16 protein-coding genes and 2 pseudogenes are annotated in these 22,486 nt (G+C 74.6%); 11 read left to right on the top strand and 7 right to left on the bottom strand.

Going from position 1 to position 22,486, the window contains the following annotated elements:
- Positions 1-228: 228 nt before the first annotated feature.
- Positions 229-1,117, bottom strand: a pseudogene (locus ACF073_RS10400) (SDR family NAD(P)-dependent oxidoreductase).
- A gap of 145 nt (positions 1,118-1,262) precedes the next feature.
- On the opposite strand from ACF073_RS10400, the gene ACF073_RS10405 reads away from it, so the two are divergent.
- Positions 1,263-2,390, top strand: coding sequence for a GNAT family N-acetyltransferase (locus ACF073_RS10405; protein WP_392068303.1), 1,128 nt, complete (start codon positions 1,263-1,265; stop codon positions 2,388-2,390).
- Between the two features lie 52 nt (positions 2,391-2,442).
- Here the strand turns inward: ACF073_RS10405 and ACF073_RS10410 are convergent, their stop codons facing one another.
- On the bottom strand, positions 2,443-3,759 hold the full coding sequence (locus ACF073_RS10410) for an MFS transporter (protein ID WP_392068305.1): 1,317 nt from the start codon (positions 3,757-3,759) through the stop codon (positions 2,443-2,445).
- Complete coding sequence (locus ACF073_RS10415) at positions 3,756-4,349, bottom strand: helix-turn-helix domain-containing protein (protein WP_392068307.1); 594 nt, start codon at positions 4,347-4,349, stop codon at positions 3,756-3,758. Before ACF073_RS10415 ends, ACF073_RS10410 begins: the two co-directional genes overlap by 4 nt.
- Between ACF073_RS10415 and ACF073_RS10420 the strand changes: the two genes are divergently transcribed.
- Both ACF073_RS10420 and ACF073_RS10425 read left to right on the top strand, forming a co-directional pair.
- Complete coding sequence (locus ACF073_RS10420) at positions 4,348-4,875, top strand: GNAT family N-acetyltransferase (RefSeq protein ID WP_392068309.1); 528 nt, start codon at positions 4,348-4,350, stop codon at positions 4,873-4,875. The genes ACF073_RS10415 and ACF073_RS10420 overlap by 2 nt on opposite strands.
- Before the next feature lie 521 nt (positions 4,876-5,396).
- A complete protein-coding gene (locus ACF073_RS10425) occupies positions 5,397-6,176 on the top strand; it encodes a VOC family protein (protein WP_392068311.1) in 780 nt (259 codons plus the stop codon).
- Between the two features lie 162 nt (positions 6,177-6,338).
- Here ACF073_RS10425 and ACF073_RS10430 read toward each other — a convergent pair.
- Together ACF073_RS10430 and ACF073_RS10435 are read right to left on the bottom strand one after the other, a co-directional pair.
- A pseudogene (locus ACF073_RS10430) lies at positions 6,339-6,770 on the bottom strand (amidohydrolase family protein); the annotation flags it as partial.
- 121 nt (positions 6,771-6,891) lie between these two features.
- Positions 6,892-7,902: a Ppx/GppA family phosphatase gene (locus ACF073_RS10435; protein ID WP_392068313.1), complete on the bottom strand. Its 1,011-nt coding sequence runs from the start codon at positions 7,900-7,902 to the stop codon at positions 6,892-6,894.
- 330 nt (positions 7,903-8,232) lie between these two features.
- On the opposite strand from ACF073_RS10435, the gene ACF073_RS10440 reads away from it, so the two are divergent.
- From ACF073_RS10440 to ACF073_RS10465, 6 genes are all read left to right on the top strand, one after another.
- Complete coding sequence (locus ACF073_RS10440) at positions 8,233-9,405, top strand: FAD-dependent oxidoreductase (RefSeq protein ID WP_392068315.1); 1,173 nt, start codon at positions 8,233-8,235, stop codon at positions 9,403-9,405.
- Between the two features lie 153 nt (positions 9,406-9,558).
- On the top strand, positions 9,559-11,346 hold the full coding sequence (locus ACF073_RS10445) for an RICIN domain-containing protein (protein ID WP_392068317.1): 1,788 nt from the start codon (positions 9,559-9,561) through the stop codon (positions 11,344-11,346).
- Positions 11,347-11,441: 95 nt separating this feature from the next.
- Positions 11,442-12,305 (top strand): inositol monophosphatase family protein, encoded by an 864-nt coding sequence (locus ACF073_RS10450; RefSeq protein ID WP_392068319.1) that lies wholly within the window; start codon positions 11,442-11,444, stop codon positions 12,303-12,305.
- Positions 12,306-12,317: 12 nt separating this feature from the next.
- Positions 12,318-13,673, top strand: a complete 1,356-nt coding sequence (locus ACF073_RS10455; RefSeq protein ID WP_392068321.1) for an FAD-binding protein — start codon at positions 12,318-12,320, stop codon at positions 13,671-13,673.
- 156 nt (positions 13,674-13,829) lie between these two features.
- Positions 13,830-16,370: a discoidin domain-containing protein gene (locus ACF073_RS10460; RefSeq protein ID WP_392068323.1), complete on the top strand. Its 2,541-nt coding sequence runs from the start codon at positions 13,830-13,832 to the stop codon at positions 16,368-16,370.
- 456 nt (positions 16,371-16,826) lie between these two features.
- Positions 16,827-17,069 (top strand): chaplin, encoded by a 243-nt coding sequence (locus ACF073_RS10465; protein WP_392068324.1) that lies wholly within the window; start codon positions 16,827-16,829, stop codon positions 17,067-17,069.
- Positions 17,070-17,161: 92 nt separating this feature from the next.
- Here ACF073_RS10465 and ACF073_RS10470 read toward each other — a convergent pair whose 3' ends face one another.
- Together ACF073_RS10470 and ACF073_RS10475 are read right to left on the bottom strand one after the other, a co-directional pair.
- Positions 17,162-18,301, bottom strand: a complete 1,140-nt coding sequence (locus ACF073_RS10470; RefSeq protein ID WP_392068326.1) for an acyltransferase family protein — start codon at positions 18,299-18,301, stop codon at positions 17,162-17,164.
- 925 nt (positions 18,302-19,226) lie between these two features.
- A complete protein-coding gene (locus ACF073_RS10475) occupies positions 19,227-20,294 on the bottom strand; it encodes a hypothetical protein (protein WP_392068328.1) in 1,068 nt (355 codons plus the stop codon).
- A gap of 232 nt (positions 20,295-20,526) precedes the next feature.
- On the opposite strand from ACF073_RS10475, the gene ACF073_RS10480 reads away from it, so the two are divergent.
- Together ACF073_RS10480 and ACF073_RS10485 are read left to right on the top strand one after the other, a co-directional pair.
- The gene (locus tag ACF073_RS10480; RefSeq protein WP_392068329.1) at positions 20,527-21,657 is read left to right on the top strand and encodes an abortive phage infection protein; all 1,131 of its coding nucleotides are present in this window, start codon (positions 20,527-20,529) and stop codon (positions 21,655-21,657) included.
- A 387-nt stretch (positions 21,658-22,044) separates the two neighbouring features.
- A complete protein-coding gene (locus ACF073_RS10485; protein ID WP_392068331.1) occupies positions 22,045-22,482 on the top strand; it encodes a Fur family transcriptional regulator in 438 nt (145 codons plus the stop codon).
- Positions 22,483-22,486 lie beyond the last annotated feature (4 nt).

Consider the following 22,486-nt stretch of genomic DNA (forward strand, 5'->3'; position numbering starts at 1 on the left):
GAACAGCTCCCTCGCACCTTCGCGGACTGACTGTTCTTACGTGATGTTGCTCGGAACCGCTCGAAAGGAGCCTCTATCGAGCAACTTCACGCACGAAGCCTCGGGGTTGAAGCAGGTGCATGTCAATACCGTCGCCGCCGATGACCGGCCCGCCCGGCACGGGGATGTCTCCTTGAGCCGAGGCCGGGGCCGGAGCCGGAGCCGGAGCGGGGGCGGGGGCGGGGGCGGTCAGAGGGAACTGCCCGGGGTGAGCAGGTCGTCGAGACCGGCCCGGCGGAAGAACTCGGCGCGGACGCGGTCGGCGCCCGCCGACACCACCTCGCTGCCGTCCCGGCCGGGATCCACATGGGTGCGCGGCGGCCGGCCGCCCGCGGGCAGGTCCACCAGGCGTACGACGGCCCGGGCGACCCCGGCCACGTCCGCCTCCGGCGGCACGAGCGCCGCCAGACGCTCGTCGAGACCGGCCGGCAGGGCGCCGTAGCGCCCGTCGTACGCCGCGGCGCGTCCGGGGTCGGCGGGCGAGCCCGCGTGCGCGAAGTGCTGGGTGCCCGAGGTGAACGCGCCGGGCACGACGATCGCGGTGTCGATGCCGGACCGGATCAGCTCGGCGGCGTAGCTCACCGCCAGCGCGTCCATCGCGGCCTTCGCGGCGAAGTACGGCGCCAGGAACGGGCGGGCAGCCGCCCCGGGTGCTGGAGCTGCCGATCCACACCGGCGGGCCCTTGCCCCGTTCCCGCAGGTGGGGCAGCGCGGCCCGGTTCACCCGCTGGGCCCCGAGCACATTGACGTCGTACAGGTCCGCCAGCTGTGCGGGGGCGAAGGCCCCGGCGGGTCCCGTGACCGTGTGGCCCGCGTTGCGGACCACCACGTCCAGGCGGCCCTCGGCGGCCAGCACCCGGGCGACGGCCGCGCCGGCGGAGTCCTGGCCGAGCACGTCGAGTTCGACCGCGTGCGGCGACACGCGGTGCACGGCCGCGTACCGGTCCAGGTCGGCCACGGCGGGCGCGTTGCGCGTCGCGGGCTGCCGGATGCCCGCGTAGACGGTGTGGCCGGCGTCGGCGAGGGCGCGCACGGTCAGCGCGCCGAAGCGATGTCCTCGGGATCTGTCGTGCGGTATCTGTCCGCACGCGTCACGGGAATCCGCATACCCGTGGCGAACGCAAGTCGCCTGAGGCACCCTTGACAGTGTGCGGGCTGATTCGCCAGGTTTGGCCCTTGTCCTACGGTTCGGGACGCGCCCGGCGCGTCGTGGGGGGAGCTGAATGGAGATCACCGTCCACAGACCCGGTGAGCTGACGGACGAGGTGCGCGGGGCCTGGCACCGCGCGATGGACGAGTCGCCCGAGTACGCCAACCCCTTCCTGGCACCGGAGTTCGCCATCGGGGTGGACCGGTTCCGCGGCGGGGTGCGCGTGGCGGTCCTCAGGGAGGGCGGGCAGCCGGTCGGCTTCCTCCCGTACGAGCGGGGCGCGTTCGGCACCGGCCGGGCCGTCGGGCTCGGTCTCTCCGACTGCCAGGCCCTCGTGCACCGGCCCGGGGTCGGCTGGAACGCGCGGGAACTGCTGCGGGCCTGCGGGCTCAGCAGCTACGAGTTCGACCATCTCGTCCGGGAACAGCGGCCGTTCGAGCCCCATGTCACCGGCACCTTCGCCTCACCGGTGATCGATGTGAAACCGGGCGACGGCACGTACGCGGAGTGGCTGCGCGGCGCCTATCCGGGGCTGGCCAAGACGACCCTGAAGAAGGAGCGCCGGCTCGGCCGGGACGTCGGCGAGGTGCGGTTCGAGTTCGACGAGCGGGACCCCCGGGTGCTGCGCACGCTCATGCGGTGGAAGTCCGCCCAGTACCGCAGGACCGGCCGCATGGACCGGTTCGCCCGGCCGTGGATCGTCGGCCTGGTCGACCACCTGTCCGGTGTGCGCGAGGAGCACTTCACCGGAGTGCTGTCCGTGCTCTACGCGGGGGACCGTCCGGTCGCCGCCCACTTCGGCCCCCGGTCGAGCACCGTCCTCGCGGCCTGGTTCACCGCCTACGATCCCGAACTGCCCGCCTATTCACCCGGGTTGATGATGCATCTGCGGACGGCCGAGGCGGCGGCCCGGCACGGGGTGACCCTGGTGGACCTCGGCCGCGGCGACAAGGAGTACAAGAACTGGCTGAAGACCCGGGAGCTGCGGGTCGGCGAGGGATTCGCCGTCCGCCCGCACCCGGTGGCCCTGGCCCGCCGCCTCTGGCGCCGTCCGGTCCGCGGCCTGCGGAACACGGTGCTGGCCCACCCCGGGCTGCGCGAGCCGGCCGACCGGCTGCTGAGGTCGGTGGGCGCCCTGCGGACCCGGGGCCGCGAGTCCGCCGCGGCCACCGACACCCGGCCGCCGCCGCGCTCGGGTTGAGGAGCGGCGGGCCGGGTTGGGGTGAGCGGGCGGCGCTCCGATCCGGGTGCGGTCACGGTTTGCCAGTCGTCTGCTGTCTGCTGGCCGCCGCCTGTTGCCGGTTGTCCGTTGTCCGCTGCCGGGTGGCGGCGCTCAGCGCGGTGCGGGCGGTACGGGAGAGCGGTCGGCCACCTGGAGAGCGGTCGGCCACCTGGGGCGGCTCGCCGGGCGTCGGCCGCCGTCCGGTCGGTGCCAGGAAGGCGGCGAGGAGAAGCGCGGCCAGGGCGGTGAGAGTGGTGCCGCGCCAGCCCAGGGCGCCGAGCAGTGGTGCGGCGAGGGCGGTGCCGATGGCACCGATCGTGAAGTACAGGACGAGATAGACACTGGTGAGGCTGCCGGAGCGAGCCGGGTCGAGGGCGATGACGCGGCTCATGTTGGCCGCCTGGGCCGCGAAGCAGCCGGCGTCGAAGAGGGCGAGGCCGAGGACGACGGCGGGCGGGGTGTCCGGACCTGCGGCCAGCAGGGCCGTGCCCGCCGCGGCGGCCAGCACGCAGCCGGTGATCACGGCGGCCGGGGTGTGCCGGTCGGTGAGGCGGCCGGTGAACGGCAGGACCGCCAGACCGAGGGCTCCGGCCAGGCTGTACAGGCCGATCGCGGTGGGATCGAGGGAGTACGGCGGTCCGGCCAGGGCGAGCGCGAGCGCGACCCATATGAGGTTGAAGGCGAAGTACCACAGCCCGCCGACGACCACCGCGCGTCGCAGGAGCGGGAACGCGCGCAGCAGCGGGGGCAGCGAGGCGAGAGCGGCACGGTAGCCGTGGTCGGGGCGTGGGCGCCGCCGGGGCAGGAGCGCGCCGGCGGCGATCGCGCCGAGCAGGGCGAGGGCGGCGAAGACGAGGAGCATCCGCCGCCAGCCGAGGAGATCGGTGAGGGCGCCGCCCGCCAGCCGGCTGAGCAGGATGCCGGCCGACATGCCGGCGGCCACCGTGGCGACGGCGGCCCCGCGCCGCTCCGGGCGGGCGTGCCGGCCCGCGATGCCGCTGGCCTGTGCCGCGACGCTGGTGGCCGCGCCGATGAGCAGATAGGCGATCAGGAGCGTCGCCGGACCCGTGGCGGTCGCGGCGAGGGCGAGGGCGGCGGCCAGCGCGGTGAGCTGGGCGGCGACCAGGCGGTGCGGCGCGAGATGGTCGGTGAGCGGCAGCAGCAGGGCGAATCCGCCCAGCGAACCGGCGAGCGCGGCGGTGGGCACGAGGCCGCTCACCGGGACCGGGACGCCGAGGTCGGCGGCGACCCTGGTGAGCGCGGGCTGGATGGCGTAGTTGTTGGCGATGGCCGTCCCGGCGACACAGGCCGGCAGCAGCGCACCCGTGCGGTGCCGCGGGCGGGTCACGGCTGTGTGCCGCGGGCGAGGATGACGGCGTAGCGGCACTCCGCGTCGGTGGTGTTGGCGAAGACGCGCTCGGTGGGCTCGCCCAGCTCGATGGTGTCGCCCGCGCCGAGTTCGTGCACCGTGTCGCCGTCATGGAAGGTCAGGCGGCCGTCGAGGACCCAGACCACCTGGCGTACGAAGGCGAAGGCGGCCGCCGGATACGGCACCCGGGCGCCGGCGGGCAGGCGGATCTCTGCGACCTCGGCGGGGAAGCGCGGGCCCGTGATCTGGCGGCGCCGGTAGCCGGTGCCGGGATCCCGCCACCACTCGGCCGTACCGGCCGGGCGATGCCCGGCGGCCACCGGCTCCGCGCTGTCCTGTGCCCCTTCGGCGCGGCTGAGCAGCGAGGCGATGCTGAGCTGGAACGCGGCCGACAGCTTGCCGAGGACGACGGCGGTCGGGCTGCTCTCCCCCCGCTCGATCCTGCTGATCATGGCCTGGGACACCCCGGAGGCCTCCGCGAGCCGGGCCAGCGTCCAGCGACGGCGCTCCCGTTCGGCGCGGACGCGCTCGGCGATCTGCTCCACCAGGGGATCTACTATGTTGGACATGAATCCAATATACGAGAGGCACTCGGCTGCCGTGACCGTGACCGTGCGGCGCGCACGGCCGGGCGACAGCGAGGCCGTCCGTGCGATCCGCAACCGGGCGATCGAGGAGTCGACGGCACTGTGGACGCGGACGACGCTGTCCCCGGCGGAGGGGGCCGCCTGGCTGGCTGCCCACCTGGAGCGCGGGTCGGCCCTCGTGGCCGAGGCGGACGGCGAGGTGGCCGGGTTCGCTGTCTACGGCCCGTGGCGGGAGCTGGACGGATACCGTCACACGGTGGAGGACTCGGTCTACGTCGACGAGGGCCGGCACGGGCTGGGCATCGGCTCCGCGCTGCTCGGTGCCCTGATCGGCGCGGCGCGCGAGGCAGGCCACCACGTCATGATCGCCGGCATCGAGGCCGAGAACACCGCCTCGATCCGGCTGCACGAGCGGTTCGGGTTCGACCGGGCGGGCACGGTGCGCGAGGTCGGAACCAAGTTCGGCCGCTGGCTGGACCTGACGATCATGCGGCTGCCGCTCGCCTGAGCCAGCGGGACCTGCGGCCGACGGCGGCGCCCCCGCACGGGCGGACAGGCAGGACGGTGCGGACGGGCACCGCGACGGCGGGTTCAGCGCGCTTCCGGCACCGGGCCCGGCTTCGACGCCCTCCCCTCGGCCGTCGACGCGGCCGGCACGGTGATGACCGGAGCGCCGGGCACGCCCAGGGCGAGCGGACCCTGCCGGGGCCCCGGACCGTGACGGTGCCTCGGACCGTGGCGGCGACCCGGACCGCGCCGCGAACCCCGGCCCGGGGGCGGCGCGTTCGCGTCGCCAGCGCCCGGTGCGGCGGGCAGCCAGGCCCCGAGGGCGCCGCGAGCGGTGTCCATTCCCCTGGATCCGGGCAGGGTGGCGGCCCGTGTGACGCCGCCCGACATGGGATCCCCGCCCGCGCCGGGCGGCATCGGGGGCGGCGTGTCGGGCGGCGTCGGCGGGCGGCGTGTCGGGTGGCGGATTCCGGTCGGTGACGGGAGGGTGACTGACGGGGGCCTCACCAGAAAGAGCCAGAGATGCCCGAAGTCACCACTCCCTATGCGACCGGCACTCCCTGCTGGGTCGATCTCATGGCGAAGGACCAGCAGGCCGCACTGGACTTCTACCGCGACCTGTTCGGCTGGCAGGGCCGGCCGGGCCCGGCCGAGTTCGGCGGGTACGCGGTCTGCGACCTCCACGGCAAGGCCGTGGCCGGCATCGGCCCGGCGATGACCGCCGAGGGCGCTCCGGAGCCCCCGAGCCTCTGGACCACCTACCTGGCCAGCACCGATGCCGAGGCCACCCAGGAGGCGATCGTCGGCGCCGGCGGAACGCTGCTCGCCCCGGTGATGGACGTCGGCGTGCTCGGCCGGATGCTGATCGCCGCCGACCCGCAGGGCGCGGTGTTCGGGGTCTGGCAGCCCGGCGAGTTCTCCGGCGCGCGGGTGGTCAACGAGGCCGGCGCGCTGATCTGGAACGAGCTGCACACCAGCGACGTGGGCGCCGCCACCGCCTTCTACGGCGAGGCGCTCGGCATCGGGATCCAGCCACTGGAGGGCGCTGACTCCTACTGGGAGCTGCAGGTCGGCGGGCGGACCGTCGGCGGTGCCACGCGGCTCGCCGAGGATCCGCCGGGCACCCCGCCGCACTGGCTGACCTACTTCGCGGTCGACGACGTGGACTCCACCGCGGACGCCCTGATCAGGGGCGGTGGCAATGTGCTGGTCCCGCCGTTCGACATGATGGCCGGGCGGATGACCGTGGTCACCGACCCGCAGGGCGCCCCGTTCGCGATGATCACGCCGAGCCCCCTGTAGGGCGCGGGCCGTGCGCGGGCGACGAGACTCCCGGCCGCACGGAACGGCGGGGCGGCCCCGCGGACCTGAAGGCGCCGCTCAGGCAGCCGAGGCGCCGAGCACATGGGCGCGCGAGGCATGGACCTGCTCGCGCAGGGCGGACAGGTCGACGTCGAGCACCCCCCGGGCCAGGTAGCCGGGCCACTGCCGGTCCCCGTCGCCGAAGTGCGGGCCCATGGAGGCGTGCACGCCGCGGATCCCGGTGTCGCGGAGGGCCTCCACCGCGGCGTCGGTGTGCTCGCGGGTGCGGGAGTTGCGGGAGAAGTCGAGCAGGGTGGTGATGCCGCTGTCCAGCGCGGTCAGGGCGGCAAGTCTGGTGCCGACGTACATGTCCTCGGGCCGGTAGACCGGGGCGTACCGGCCCGGGGTGGCGCTGATGTAGCCGCCGAGGTCGTCCACGTCCGGCATGATCCGGCGCAGCTGGGCCTGCCAGGCGTGCCGGTGGGTGTCCACGAAGCCGGGGGTGAGGATCGTGCCGGCGGCGACCACGACCACGGCGTCGCCGGCGTCGAGGCGAGGCCCGACGGCGGCGATCGTGTCGCCCGCGACGAGGATGCCCGCCGTCGGACTGCGCATCCCGCGCACCCGGGCCTGGACCGAGCCCGCCGTCACGGTGCGAAGCCCGCAGAGCGGCCCGCCGCGGCCTGTGCGCCCCGGCCCCGGACCGCGCCCTCCGTCACGCCGGCGGGCCGGCGATGCGCAGGGCCGCCGCGGGGGCCGGTGTCACGGCGGTCGCCGTTTCGCCGGTGGCGTCCGTCCACCAGTCCGCGCCGTCCTCGACATAGCGCAGCAGCACACCCTCGCGGATCGCCCAGGGGCACACGACGGCCCGGCGCAGGCCCATGAGTTTCAGCGCCGTGTGCGCGACGACCGCCCCGGCCAGGCTCTGCTCGGCGCGCGGGGCGGAGATCCCGGGCAACTGGGCGCGGTGGGCCGCGGGCAGCGCGGAGAGCGCCCGCACCGCCTCGCGCAGATCCCGGCAGGCCAGCTCCCGGTCCGCGAACGGCCCGTACCTGCCGGGCGCGGACCCGCACAGCCGGGCCAGCTGCTGGAACGTACGGGAGGTGACGGCCGCGGTGCGCGGACTCTCCCAGCGGATCCGCGAGGCCACGTCCCGCAGTTCGTGCCGGACACGGCGGCGCAGCTCCTTCAACTCGCCCGGCCCTGGCGGGTCCTGGACACCCAGGTACTCCCGGGTCAGCCGTCTCGCACCGAGCGGCAGGGACGCGGCGAAGGCGGGCAGCCGGCCCCGGCCGAAGGCCACCTCCAGCGAGCCGCCGCCGATGTCGAGCAGGGCGAGGGGGCCCGCCTTCCACCCCAGCCAGCGGCGGGCCGCCAGGAAGGTCAGCTCGGCCTCCGTCTCGCCGGGCAGGGTGCACATACGGATGCCGGTGCCGGAGGCGACCCGCTGTAACACCTCATGGCGATTGGGGGCGTTGCGCACCACGGTGGTGGCGAAGGCGAGCGGCCCCGCCGCATGCCACCGCCGTGCCGTGGCGCCCGCCGCGGCCACCGCCTCGATCAGCCACTGCACCGCCTCGTCGGCGATCGTCCCGTCCGGACCGACCTGTTCGGACAGGCGCAGCTTCCACTTGACGGTGTGCACCGGCAGCGGAACGCCTCCCTCCACGTCTGCGATCACCAGTCGGACCGTGTGCGACCCCGCATCCACCACACTCACCCGCATGGCCGGGACGTACCCAATTCAACGGAGTCGACCCGTCACACGAGGGGCGTGCCGGTGCACAGCGCCGTCGGCACGCGACCCGGCAGCGGTTCACGCGGCACCGCGCCGCCGGCCGGTCGCCCGCGGCGCACGGGCCCGGGACCTGCGGCCGCACGCCCCCGCGAGCGTTCGCACGCACCCCCGCACACCCCATGAGCCCCCGCCGGGCGGCGGTGACCGGGTGCCCTGTCCGGAACTCGGCCCCGAGGGGGCCGTCGTGGCCGCCGCTGCCGTTAGATGGGCACGGCCCCCGCGGGCACGCGGAGGCGGGACGGGACCGGAGCGGGTGCGATGAAGGTACTGGTGATCGGCGGGGGCATCGCGGGGACCGCGACCGCCCTGGGGCTGCACAAGGCGGGCTTCGACGTCAGCGTGTTCGAGGCACACCCCGACACGGCCGAGGACATCGGCGCCTTCCTGACCCTGGCGAGCGACGGCATGCGCGCGCTGGCCCAGCTGGGCGCCATCGACGCGGTCACGCCCGTCGGTTTTCCGCTGACTTCGCTGCGGCTGCTCGACAGCGAGGGCACCGAGGTGGCCCGCAGACCGCTCGGCGAGGCGGACGACCCTGCCCTGCGCTACCGCTGCCTGCTCCGCGGCGCCCTCAACGCGGCCCTGCAGGGCGAGACGCTCCGGCGCGGCATCCCGCTGCGCCACGGCGTCCGGCTGGAGTCCGTGACGGACGGCCCGGACGGCATCACCGCCCGCTTCGCCGACGGCACCACGGCCACCGGCGACCTGCTCATCGGCGCCGACGGCCTGCACTCCACCGTGCGCCGGCTGCTCCAGCCGGGGATCCGGCCCCAGTACGCGGGCCAGCGGGTCTACTACGGCTACACCGGCGCCGCAGCAGGACCGGGACCCGGGCCTGCCGGGGCCATCACCATGGTGCGGGGCAGCGCGACCGCGTTCGGGTACGCGGTGTCCCCGGCCGGGGAGACGTACTGGTTCGCCCGCGTCGGCGGCGACCCGCTGCCCGCCGGAGCGCCCGCCGCGCCGCCCGCCGTGCTGCGCGAGCAACTGCTGCCGCTGCTGCGCAAGGACAGCACGCCCGCCGCGGGACTGGTCGAGGCCTGCGACGAGGCGATCATGGTCACCAACGCCACGGAAGTGCCGCTCGGCATCCCCTGGCACACCGGACGCGCCCTGCTCATCGGCGACGCGGCCCACGCCGCCTCCCCGGCGACCGGCCAGGGCGCCTCGATGGCCCTGGAGGACGCCGTCGTCCTGGCGAAGGCCCTGCGCGACCTGCCCGAACCGGAGACCGCGTCGGCCGCGTACGAACGGCACCGCCGGCCGCGCGTGGAGCACAACACCACCGTCAGCGGCGGCCTCTCCCGCGGCACCGGTACCCCGTCTCGCCCGGCACCCGGCAAGGACCGCGCCGCCGGGCCCGACGAGCGGCTGATCCGCCAACTGGCCTGGGACACCCCGCTGTCCGCCGTCCCGCCCGAGCCGTACTGACCCGCGAGCCGTGCGCGAAGCCGGTGGCTCCAGTCGGTATTCGCGCACGAAAGTGCAAGTGGCCACGCACGGGAGTCCATTGCCGGAGCGGCGCCGGGGCCGGATCGTTCCGGGCAACCGGTCCTTCGGCAACAAGGAGCACCCGTGCGACTGTTGAGCAGAACTGGCGGCGCCGTGGCCGCGGCCGTCGCCCTCGTCCTGGGCGGCGGCACCGCGTCCCCCGCCCAGGCCACGTCCCCCGGCGCCGCCGGCTACACGGTGACCGTGGGCACCCCGGTACCGTTCGGCCACCCCACGGACACCCCCGCCACCCCGTACGTCGACCGGGACGGCACCTTCCACTACCAGCAGTCCGCCGCGCTCTACGGCGCCGACGACCCGCGGGTCTGGGACTTCTACACCGGCAAGGACTTCGACACCGCCGCCTTCGACCGGACGCTCAGCACGGCGGTGAACCCGGCCAACCCGGCCGACCGCAACGACGACACCACCTGGCGGTGCAACAACAGCCCCACCGGCCGGGAGTCGACGTACGCGCCGAGCGGCTCGGGGTACGCGCAGAAGAACTACTGCGACCTTTCCGGGGTGTGGATCGACCCCGACACCGGTGACTGGTACGGCCTGGTGCACAACGAGTTCACCCCGCAGCCCTTCGGCGACGGGCTCCACTACGACGCCATCGACTACGCCGTCTCCGCCGACCGGGGCCGCACCTGGACCGTCAAGGACCATGTGATCACCTCGCCGTACAGCACGAAGCGCGGGGACACCACGGCCTTCCCGCACCAGACGTACTCCTACGGCGACGGCGACCAGCGCCTGTTCGTCGACACCGCCTCCGGCTACTTCTACGTCTATTACGGCTCCCGGATCGTCGACAAGAGCGGTGGCTGGAAGGCGTTCTACGAGCATGTGGCCCGCGCCCCGATCGCCGCGAAGATGGCGCCCGGCTCCTGGCGCAAGTGGTACGACGGCTCCTGGTCCCAGCCCGGCACCGGCGGCCGGGAGAGCAACATGGTCCCGGTCGACGCCGGCCACCCCACCGGCTACACCCCGGCCGCCGCCGAGTACGACCCGGGCAGCACCGGTACCGCCGCCGAGCAGATCGCGGCCGGTAAAATGCCCCCGACCTCCCCGCTGTTCGTGCTGAACATCGCCTACGACGCCTATCTAGGCCGCTACATCGGCACACCGCAGGGCGTCGACCAGAGCGGTGACGCACCCCAGTACCTGTACGCCACCGACGATCTGGCCACCCAGAAATGGGAACTCATCGGTGACACCGGCGACTACACCACCGCCTCCTGGTACCGCTGGTTCCTGGACAGTGCCAGCCGCACCGGCTCCGCCGTGGTCGGCAGGAGCTTCCGCGCCTACTGCTCCTTCGGCTGCTCCCACGACGCCTCCGGCGAGTACGTCGACCTCACCGTCGACTCCGCCGCCCCGGCCGCCCCGCCGGTGCACACCGGCCGCGGCTACCGCGTCGCCGGCGGCACCGGCCGGGTCCTCGCCCAGGCGTCCGGCGGCTCCGCCGTCACCTCGCTGTCCCGCTCCACCGGCTCCGCCCGCGCGGTGTGGACCTTCGCACCGACCGGCGACGGCGCCTACACCCTCACCAACAAGGCGACCGGCCGGCTGCTGGGCGTCGACTCGACGCGGACGGCCGGCCGCGCCTGGGGCGCCAAGCCCACGGCCACCGCGGCCCGGACCGGCGGACCGGCCGTCGGACAGCAGTGGTTCGTGATTCCCGGCGCCTCGGGCGCGGGCGCCTACCGCCTGGTCAACCGCTACAGCGGGCTGGTGCTCGGCCTCTCCGCGACGTCCGGCCGGCTCGCCGAGACCACTCCGCCGCGCACCTGGACGGACACCGCCCGCACCTCCGTGGGCGGCGGCCGCACCGCGGCCGAACAGACCCTCTCCTTCACCCCGGCCGGAACCTGACCACCCGGCCCGGGCCCCGCGCCGGCACCCCCGCCGGCACGGCGCCCGGGCCGACTCCCGTGCCATCTCGCCGACTTCCCTCCTATGCTGCGACCATGCAGATGATCAACGGGGAGTCCGACGCCCTGCTGGCCGTGACCGCGGCCGAGGCGGGCGCGGCGGTGGTGCGCGAGCTGTACGGCCGGCGGCTGGCCCGCCACGAGAAGTCCGCCGGCGACTTCGCCACGGAGGCGGACCTCGCGGCGGAACGGGCCGTCCTCGACGTCCTGCGCGCCGCCCGGCCCGAGGACGCGGTCACGGCCGAGGAGAGCGGCCACACCGGCACGGCGGCGGCGCACCGCCGCTGGCTGGTCGACCCGCTGTGCGGCACCCTCAACTACGCCGTCCGCACCCCGCTCGCCTGCGTGAACGTCGCGCTGCGAGCGGGCTCGGAGGTGACCGCGGCGGCGACGGCCGACCCGTTCGGCGGCGAGGTGTTCTGGACCGACGGCGAGCGGGCCCTGGTCCGCCGGGACGGCGCCGACACGGAACTGGCGCCCGCGGCCGGGTCCGCGCTGGTGGACGTCAACCTCGACCCGCCGTTCCCGAACGCGCCCGGCTTCCACCCGGCCCGCCTGCTCGCCGAGCCGGGCTTCGCCGCCCGCTTCCGGCCCCGGGTGATCTCCAGCACCCTCGCGGTGGCCTGGGTGGCCGCCGGGCGCCGGGCCGCCTACGTCACCGACGGCCACCTGGCCGACAGCGTGCACTTCGCCGCGGGCATCGCGCTGTGCCGGGCCGCGGGCTGCACGGTGACCGGACTGCACGGCGAGCCGGTGCACACCGGCGCGGGCGGGCTGATCGCCGCGGCCGACGCCGAGACGCACGCCGCCCTGCTGGAACTCGTCGAGCGACAGCGGGCGCACCCGGCGGACGCCCCCGCCCGGGCCGAGGCGGTCTCGACGGAACGCGCCCCCGTCTGATGTGATGCCCGCATGCCCCTGGCCGACGACCTCGCCGCCCGCTTCGACCAGGCCCTCGACACCCGCCCAAAGACCCTGCGGGCAGCCGCCGAGGACTTCGGGCACCTCGTGCGCGCGACACCGCTGGCCGTGCTGCGCCCCCGGTCCGCCGACCAGGTCCGGGAACTGCTGGAGTTCGCCGGGCCGCGGCACATCCCGGTCGGGGTGCGGGCCGGCGGCCACGCCCTGTTCGGCCAGAGCCAGGCGGCCGACGGGATCGTCCTCGACCTGCGCGCCATGAACCGCGTCGGCCCGGTCATGGACGATCAGGTCACCGTGCAGGCGGGCGCGTTGTGGCGGGAGGTGCTCGCCGCGACCCTGCCGCACGGCCGTACGCCCCCGGTCCTCACCGACTACCTGGGCTCGGGCGTCGGCGGTGTCCTGTCCGCCGGCGGCCTCGGCGGCGCCACCCACCGGCACGGCCTGGTCGCGGACCAGGTGCTGGAGCTGGAGGTGGTGACCGGGGCGGGGGAGCACCGCGTCTGCTCGCCCGGCCGGGACCCGGCGCTGTTCCACGCCGTCCTCGCCGGACTCGGCCAGTGCGCCGTCGTCCTCGCGGCCACCCTCCGCCTCGTCCCCGCCCCCGAACGCGTCCGCCGCTACTGCCTCTTCCACGACGACCTCCCCCGCTACCTCGCCGACCAGCGACGGCTCGCCGAGGAAGGACGCTTCCTCCATCTGGAGGGCCAGGCAAGGCCGGTGGGCGAGCACGGCTGGCAGTACATGATCGAGGCGGTGGCCCCGTACGACGGCGCCCGCCCGCCCGACGACGGCCCGCTGCTCGACGGGCTCTGCCACGACCCCGGCACCGTGGAGGCGGCCGACCTCGGGTACGCCGAGTTCGCCCACCGCGTCGACACCGACGAGGAGGCCCTGCGGGCGACGGGGGAGTGGCTGCATCCGCACCCGTGGCTCAACCTGCTGCTTGCGCACGACAGCGCCGAGTCCGTCGTCCGCTCCGTGCTCGCCGACCCCGCCTTCGCCGATCTGCGCGCCACCGGCCTCGTCCTGCTGTACCCGCTGCTCGCCGGCCGGTTGCGCGCGCCGCTCCTGCGCCGCCCGTCCGGTGACATCCTGTGGCTGTTCGCCCTGCTGCGCACGGCACCGGCCGGCCGTCCCGAGACGGCGGCGCGGATGGTCGCGGCCAACCGCACCGCCTATGACCTGGCCCGGGCAGCGGGCGCCGTCGCCTACCCCGTCAACGCCCTCCCGCTCTCCGCCGACGACTGGCGGGACCATTACGGCGGTGGATGGCAGTCCTTCGCGGACGCCAAACGGCGCCACGATCCGCATCGCGTCCTGGGCCGCGGGCAGCGGCTGCGGTTCTGAGCCTGCCGTCACCGGCGGGCACGGCCGCTCCCGTTTCCCGTTCCAGCTCATTGCTTCCCAAGGCTTGTGGACGGCTTGGTTCATCACTTAAATCAAAACATGAACTAAGCCTTGGGGCCGGTTCGTCGACCCCTGATCCCCTTCTGGAGCCGCTGCATGAGACTGAGAGCCCTGGGCATCGCGCTGGCCGCCACGGCCGCGTTGATCGCCCTGCCCACCGCGCACCCCTCGGCCACCGCGGCCGAAACCCCCCTGTCCCAGGGGAAGACGGCCACCGCGTCGTCGGAGGAGAACTACGGCACCGCGGCCGCCCGGGCCGTCGACGGCGACACCGGCACCCGCTGGTCCTCCGCCGCCACCGACGACCAGTGGGTCCAGGTCGACCTGGGCGCCAGTTCCTCGGTCACCCAGGTGGTCCTCGACTGGGAGACCGCCTACGGCAAGGACTACAAGGTCCAGATCTCCCCGGACGGGACCGCCTGGACCGACCTGAAGTCGGTCACCGGCTCCGACGGCGGCGTCGACACCCTCGACGTGTCCGGCACCGGCCGCTACGTCCGCGTGCAGGGCGTGCACCGCGCCACCGCATGGGGCTACTCCCTCTGGGAGTTCCAGGTGTTCGGGACCGCGAGCGGCACCCAGCCCCGCTGCGACACCGCGAACGCCGCCCAGGGCAGGCCCGCGACCGCCTCCTCCACCGAGAACGCCGGCACCCCCGCCTCCGCCGCCTTCGACGGCAGCACCGCGACCCGCTGGTCGAGCCAGGCCGCCGACCCCCAGTGGCTCCAGGTGGACCTCGGCGCCGTCAAGGACCTGTGCGGGGTCGACCTGAACTGGGAGGCCGCCTACGGCAAGGACTTCCAGCTCCAGGCCTCCTCGGACGGCCAGAACTGGAGCACGCTGAAGAGCGTCACCGGAGCGGGCGGCGGTACCGCCTCCTACGACGTCAGCGGCAAGGGCCGCTACGTCCGCGTCCACGGCACCGCACGCGGCACGGGCTACGGCTACTCGCTGTGGGAGTTCGCCGTGCACACCGGCTCCACCGGCGTCCCGCCGGTCCAGGGCGGCGGCGACCTCGGCCCGAACGTCATCGTCGTGGACCCCTCGACCCCGAACCTCCAGCAGAAGTTCGACGACGTCTTCGCCCGGCAGGAATCAGCCCAGTTCGGCACCGGCCGCTACCAGTTCCTGCTCAAGCCCGGCACCTACAACGGCATCAACGCCCAGATCGGCTTCTACACCTCGATCTCCGGGCTCGGCCTGAACCCCGACGACACCCAGATCAACGGTGACGTCACGGTCGACGCGGGCTGGTTCAACGGCAACGCCACCCAGAACTTCTGGCGCTCGGCGGAGAACCTCGCCATCAAGCCGTCCAACGGCACCGACCGCTGGGCCGTCGCCCAGGCCGCCCCGTTCCGCCGCATCCACCTGCAGGGCGGCCTCAACCTCGCCCCCAACGGCTACGGCTGGGCCTCCGGCGGCTACATCGCGGACTCCAAGATCGACGGCACCGTCGGCCCGTACTCCCAGCAGCAGTGGTACACCCGCGACAGCTCGGTCGGCGGCTGGACCAACGGCGTCTGGAACATGACGTTCTCCGGCGTCCAGGGCGCACCGGCGACCGACTTCGACAGCGGCCCGTACACCACCCTGGACACCACCCCGGTCTCCCGCGAGAAGCCGTTCCTCTACCTGGACGGCGGCGACTACAAGGTCTTCGTCCCCGCCAGGCGCACCGCCGCCCGGGGCGTCTCCTGGCCGGCCGACGCGGGCACGTCCCTCCCGCTCGACCAGTTCTACGTCGTCAAGCCAGGCGCCACGGCAGCCACCATCAACGCCGCCCTCGACCAGGGCCTCAACCTCCTGTTCACGCCCGGCGTCTACCACCTCGACCAGACCATCGACGTCACCCGCGCCAACACCGTCGTCCTCGGTCTCGGCCTCGCCACCCTCGTCCCCGACAACGGCGTCGACGCCCTGCACGTCGCCGACGTCGACGGGGTGAAGCTCGCCGGATTCCTGATCGACGCGGGCGCGGTCGCCTCCGACACCCTGCTGCGCATCGGCACCCCCGGCGCAGGCGCCGACCACGCGGCCAACCCCACCACCATGCAGGACGTGTTCGTCCGCATCGGCGGCGCGGGAGCGGGCCTCGCCACCAATTCCGTGGTCGTCGACAGCGACGACGTCATCATCGACCACACCTGGATCTGGCGGGCCGACCACGGCAGCGGAGTCGGCTGGGACACCAACCGCGCCGACTACGGCCTGCGGGTGAACGGCGACGACGTCCTCGCCACCGGCCTGTTCGTCGAGCACTTCAACAAGTACGACGTCTACTGGAACGGCGAACGCGGCCGGACGATCTTCTTCCAGAACGAGAAGGCGTACGACGCCCCGAACGCCGCCGCCGTCACCCACGACGGCATCGTCGGCTACGCGGCCTACAAGGTCGCCGACTCCGTCACCACCCATGAGGCCTGGGGCCTGGGCAGCTACTGCAACTACACGGCCGATCCGTCGATCGTGCAGGCACACGGCTTCCAGGTACCGCAGACCGGCGGCATCAAGATGCACGACCTCCTGGTGATCTCCCTCGGCGGCAACGGCCAGTACGCGCACGTCGTGAACAGCACCGGCGCGGCCACCTCGGGCACCAGCACCGTCCCGTCCAAGGTGACCTCCTTCCCGTAGCACCCGCCCTGTTCCACGGGCCGGCGGTCACCCGAACGGACTTGCCGCGGCACGCTTCGCCCTGGCCGCCCCGACCTGCGCCGAGCGGTTTCCGTGCCTAGGGTGGCCGCTGCGGGCGGCCGAGTGTCCGCCCGCTCCGGGCCGGGAGACCGGCCCCGCCGACGAACACGTTCCCGGCGGGGCCGCCCGGCCCGGCCGGCGGTTCCCCGGGTCCGGACAGCGCGTCCGACGGGCCTGTCGTCCGAGCAACCCGACGGTTGACGACCCGACTTCACCCCTGCCGGGCATCCCCGTGACGCCCGGTCCCGGCCGCGCCCGGCCCGGGGGCCGCCGGTACCGCACCCCGCAGCGAGGGTGCCGGTACGGCGCCCGTCCCGAACGGCGTACCCGGAGAGGCGGACCGCGCACGCCCCCGGTGTGATGGAAGCGTCCCAACGCCAACCAGTGAGGCAGAACATGCGTCTTCGCAGCTACGCCACCACCGCCGTACTCACCGGGGTCCTTGCGCTGGCCGGCGCGGGCGGTGCCGCCGCCGCCGACCCTGGCCCGACGACCGGAACCGCGGCCAACAGCCCCGGCGTCCTCTCGGGCAACGTCATCCAGATCCCCCTGAACATCCCGATCAACCTGTGCGGCAACACCATCGACATCGTCGCCCTGCTCAACGCGGCCGCCGGCAACGTCTGCGTCCAGCAGTGACGCCCACCGTGCGCCGGCCCCCCCCGTGCCCAGGGGCCGGCGCACGGCCGTCCCGGCGACACCCCGACCCGGACGGCGGTGCGCCGCACCGCTCAGTCAGGTGCCGCAGCCGGGGCAGGCCGGCGGCGGCGCAGGAGAAGGCGGCGCGCAGGGCGCTCCACCGCCTCGTACAGCACCCAGGACAGAGCGAGCGACACGGCGAACGCGACCGCGGTGACCGCGGTCCCGGCCAGGACACCGAAGTGCGGCCGGGTGCCCAGCACGGTTGTCCCGGCGCGCAGCACCAGCAGATGGATCATGTAGAAGGCGAACGACAGCTCGCCCAGGCGCACCATCCGCCGGCGCCGCCACAGGGACGGCAGCCCGTGCAGGTCGGCGACCGCCGCCGCGGGGATGAGCAGGGCGAACCCGACGATGGTGCACACGGTCGCGGAGAAGCCGGTCGTGACCTGCGGGACCAGGAAGTAGCCGATGACGGCCAGCGCGAGCGACGCCTCCAGGCCCGGTCCGCGCCAGCGGCCGAGCAGCACGAGCCGCGCGGCGACCGCGCCGAGCACGAACTCGGGCAGCCGTGCCGCCGGGAACGAATAGATCGACTGGGTCCACCAGTGGTGGGCCTCCGCCCGGCCGAGCACCAGGACCGCCGCCACCACGAGAGCGCCCAGCGCGGTGCAGCCGCGCGCGCCGAGCCGGCGCAGCAGCAGGATCAGCAGCGGGAAGGCGGCGTAGAAGAACGCCTCGCAGGCCAGGGACCAGCTCACCGGGTTCAGCGTCTGCCACCACGGGTGCCACCACGAGTGGAGCAGCAGCGCGTTCGCCACGGCCTGCTTCGGCGTCGGCGGCGCCTGGTGGGTCAGCGTGCGCGCCAGGACGAACGCGACCGCGAGGGTGACCAGGTGCACGGGGTACACCCGGGCGACGCGCCGCCGCCAGAAGGCGAGCGCGCGGTCCCGGGGCCGCGCCGACCAGGTCAGTACGAATCCGGACAGCACGAAGAAGAACGACACTCCGGTGGCGCCGGCACCGAAGCCCCAGCCCATCAGGCGGCCCCCTCTGCCGCCGAAGTAGCCGAAGTTGTGCACGTGCAGTCCGAACACCAGCAGCGCCGCCATCCAGCGCAGGCCAGTGAGGGACGGCAGGGCGGGCAGGGCGGACGGCGGGGAGCCCCCGGCGGTCGCCGCCCCGGTTCGGGCGGGCGGCGTCCGGAGCGCCCGGGTCGTCGCCGTGGTCATCACATCACCTGCCGCAGAAGGTTCGCGTGGGGCATGACGGGGAAAGTTGCCCGTCCACCCACGGTCCATCACGTCGCGCAGCAAACATCACACTGCTGCCGAACGACGGACCGCTGTCCATGCCACGGACGGCGGGACTGGGTGCACCCGCACGAGTGATCACGCGGAGCGCGACGGCGACGGGACGCTCGCCCTGCGGCAGCGGGGCCTCGCGCGGGGTGCGACGCACGCGCGCCCGTCCCCGGCGAGCCGGCCGCAGGACGGCCCGCCGGCTGCCCGAACGACCTCCCCGACACCCGCCCACCGGTCCGCTCCCTCGGCGGTCCGTGCCGCGGCTGCCTGCTGGCCCTGCCGTTTGAGGGTCCGGGCCGTGGCCGTCCGCTGGCCCTGCCCCTTGGCGGGCCGGACCGCAGCCGTTCGCCGAACCTATCCCTGGGCGTTCCCGCCAGCCGCCAGCCGCCAGCCGCCAGCCGCCAGCCGCCAGCTCCGCCTGCCCGGAGCCTGTCCCGGCGCGGCGCCGGGCGTCCCGGACGGCCCCGTCGGGCTCGTCCCCGGCGAGCCGGCCGCAGGACCACCCGCCGGCTGCCCCAGCGGCCTCCCCGACACCCGCCCGTCGGTCCGCCCCTCGGCGGTCCGGGCCTCAGCCGCCTGCTGGCCCTGCCCTATGGGGGGCCGGCCGGCAGCCGTCTGCCGGTCCTCTCCCTTGGTGGTCCGGCCGGCAGCCGTCTGCCGGTCCTCTCCCTTGGTGGTCCGGCCGTGGCCGTCTCTTGGCCCTGTGCCTTGGTGGTCCGGCCGTGGCCGTCTCTTGGCCCTGTGCCTTGGTGGGCCGGCCGCAGCCGTCTGCCGGTCCGCTCCCTTGGCAGGCCCGCCCTCAGCCGTCCGCCGACCTACCCCTCGGCTGTCCAGCTCGCAGCAGTCCGCGGACCTACCCCTCGGCGTTTCCGCCCGCCGCCCGCTCCGCCTGCCCGGCGGCTGTCCCGGCGCGGCGCCGGGCGTCCCGGACGGCCCGGTCGGCCTGCCGTACCCCTTCCCGCGCCTCCCGCTCGCCGGCCCGCGCCCGGCGCTGTGCCTCCTCGGCTTCCCGCAACCGCTCCCGCAGGCCATGGACCCGCGCTTCCGCCTCCGTCACCCGGGCGCCTGCCCGCTCCGCCGCCCGCCCGGCCGCCTCGGCCTCCGCCTCCCGCGACCGAAGCTCCCGCTCAGCCGCGCGCGCCTGCTCCCGGGCCGCGGTGCGGCGCCGGCGCTCCCCGGTCTCCCGTGCCTGTCGCTCGCGCTCGGCGGCCCGGGCCTTCTCCCGGTCCTCGGCGGGGCCCCGGTGCCCCTCCGTCCTCCGCGCCCGAGACCCCCGCTCAGTCCCGCGCGCCGTCTCCGGTGCCCCGGCGGAGCGCCGACGCCGTTCCTGCCCCCGGCTCTGCCCCTGATCCGGACCCTGACCCTCCTCGCGGTCCTCGTCCCGCGCGGGCTCCGCCGACTCGGACGGCGGTGGCGTCGGTCGACGGCCGAGGAGGGCCTCGTCGGCCGCAGGGAACCCGACAGCGGAGCCGAGCGGTTTCACCAGTCGGCCCGCCGCCCACTCGCGCGCCGCGTCCGGATCGGCGAGTACGGCGTGCAGGGTCTCCGTGACCTCCCGCCGGACGTCCTCGCCCACCGGACGCCCGGCCTCGGCGGCCAGCTCCGCTGCCTGCCGGCCGAGCGCGCCGATCACTTCGTTCCGCCGCCGGGCCAGGGCGCGCAGCCGTGCCCCGTCCAGTTCCCGGTGCGCGCGGCGCAGCTCCTCGCCGAGCACGAGCAGCGGCCGGACCTCCTCCGGCCGGCGGCGCACCAGCAGATTGCCGACCCAGGCGGCCAGACTCGGCCGGCGCAACGCACCGATCCCTTTGGCCAGGGCCTGGTCACCGGCCTCGCGGGCGGCCAGGGCACGGCGGTCGCGGGCGGCCACGAACTCGTCCGGCCGCAGCCCGTACAGCTCGTCGGCGACGGCGTCCAGGTCCACCGGCGTCCCTCTCCACGTCGTCCAAGGCCACCTCGATGACAGAGTCCGAGTCTCTCACCCTAAGGGCGTTATGTTCCTTTTCAGGTGATCTGAATTCCTGCCAGGGTGGGTGCACACCGCGACTTTCGGCGGCCGGGCAGCGCCTTTCGGCGGCCAAGTCCCGCCCATCGGCCGCGCTCCCTAGACCGTCGGCGGGCGGCGCCGCCGCGGCCGGGCCCGGCAGGGTGACCGTATGCAGAGGAACCAGGGGATCAAGCGTGCGCAGTTCCTGGCCGGTATGGCGTCCGCGGGCCTTGCCGCGGCCGTGCTGCCGGCGGGCCGGGCCGGGGCGGCGCCGCCCGGACCGCGTCACCACGGAGTCGTGTACACCGTCGGCGCCGGAGAGACACCGGGTACGGCCTTCAGTACGGCCCGGATGCGGGAGGACATCCGGGTCATCCGCGACGAGTTGTACGCCGACACCGTCGACGTGACGGGCGACGGCGTGGAACGCCTCACGGCCACCGCCGGCGAGGCGGCCGAGCGCGGACTGCGGGTCTGGCTCCAGCCGACCCTCGGCGACGCCCCGGAGCGGGACATCCTGGAACACCTTGCCGAGACCGGCCGGTTCGCGGAACGGCTGCGCCGGCACGGCGCGGCCGTGGACCTCAGCGTGGGCTGCGAGTTCTGGCTCTTTGTGCCCGGGATCGTCCCGGGCGACGACGTCTTCGAGCGCATCCGGAACCTGCTCGACGGCACGGTGGACCCCGTCGCCATGCAGCGCCGCCTCGACCGCTTCACCGCGAAGGCCGCCGCGGTGGGCCGGTCCGTCTTCCGGGGCAGGCTGAGCTACGCCGCCGCACAGGACGACGAGGTCGACTGGGGCCTGTTCGACATCGTGGGCATCGACTACTACTCGTACTTCCCGCACAAGGCCGACTACGTACGGGAGTTGAGCCGCTATCTGCGCTGGGGCAAGCCGCTGGCCGTCACCGAGTTCGGTACCTGCGCCTATGTCGGGGCGCCCCGGACGGCCGGCATGGGCTGGGACATCGTCGACAACACGAAGGAGCCCCCGGAGATCAAGGGCGACCTGGTCCGCAGCGAGCGCACCCAGGCGGCGTACCTCCTGCAACTCCTCGACGCCTTCGCCGCGGTGGACGTGTACGCGGCGATGGCGTTCGAGTTCGTGACCCCCGACGCCCCGCACCGCCCGGGGGACCCGCGCCACGACCTCGACATGGCGAGCTACTCCCTCACGAAGACCCTCAAGGACCGCCCGGACGACCCCGCCTCCGGCTGGCACTGGGAGCCCAAGCAGGCATTCCACGCCCTGGCCCGCCGCTACCGGTCCGCACGGACCGGCCGCCCGCGCACCCGCTGAACCCGGCGTGCCCGCTGAACCCGGCGTGCCCGCTGAACCCGGCGTGCCCGCCGAATCCCCGTGCCGTCCGCGCGCCGGGGTCGGCGGGCACGCGTCCGTGCGCCCCGTCACCCCTTCGGAGGACCGTCCGGCTCGCCGCGCGACCGTCGCCGGGACCGGGGCACATGATGCGAGCATGCCCCGCCCCGCCCTAAGGGCCGCCCCTCGCCCCGCCGTGCCACACCGAGCGCGAGTGTGCGATGGCAAATTCACGCGCAAACAATCGGTCCGGCGTGCCGACGGGGCCGGGCGGCCGGGCGGAGGCGGTCGGCGGGCGACGCCGCGCGACCAAAATTGGATGGTTAGTTTTCTTGAACCCTTCGTGTTTCTGAGGGTAGGTTCGGCCCTATGACCGCCTCCCCGACACCGACCACCGCCGAGGAGCTCCGCGGTGCCGGTCTGCGCGTGACGGCGGCCCGCGTCGCGCTGCTGGAGACCGTCCGGGACGGCGACCACCTCGGCGTCGAGGCGATCGCCTCCGGAGTCCGCGATCGCGTAGGCCACATCTCCGTACAAGCTGTCTACGAGGCCCTTCACGCGCTGACCGCCGCAGGGCTCGTCCGCCGGATCGAGCCGGCCGGTCACCCGGCCCGGTTCGAGGGGCGCGTGGGCGACAACCACCATCACATCGTGTGCCGGTCATGCGGTGCCGTAGCCGACGTCGACTGCGCCGTCGGCGACGCGCCGTGCCTGACCGCCTCCGACGACCGCGGCTTCGTCATCGAGGAAGCCGAGGTCGTCTACTGGGGTCTTTGCCCCCACTGTTCCAACGGCCGCAGTTCCTGAGCAC

Source organism: Streptomyces sp. NPDC015171, assembly GCF_043079545.1.
In the GTDB taxonomy this organism is placed as follows: Bacteria; Actinomycetota; Actinomycetes; order Streptomycetales; family Streptomycetaceae; genus Streptomyces.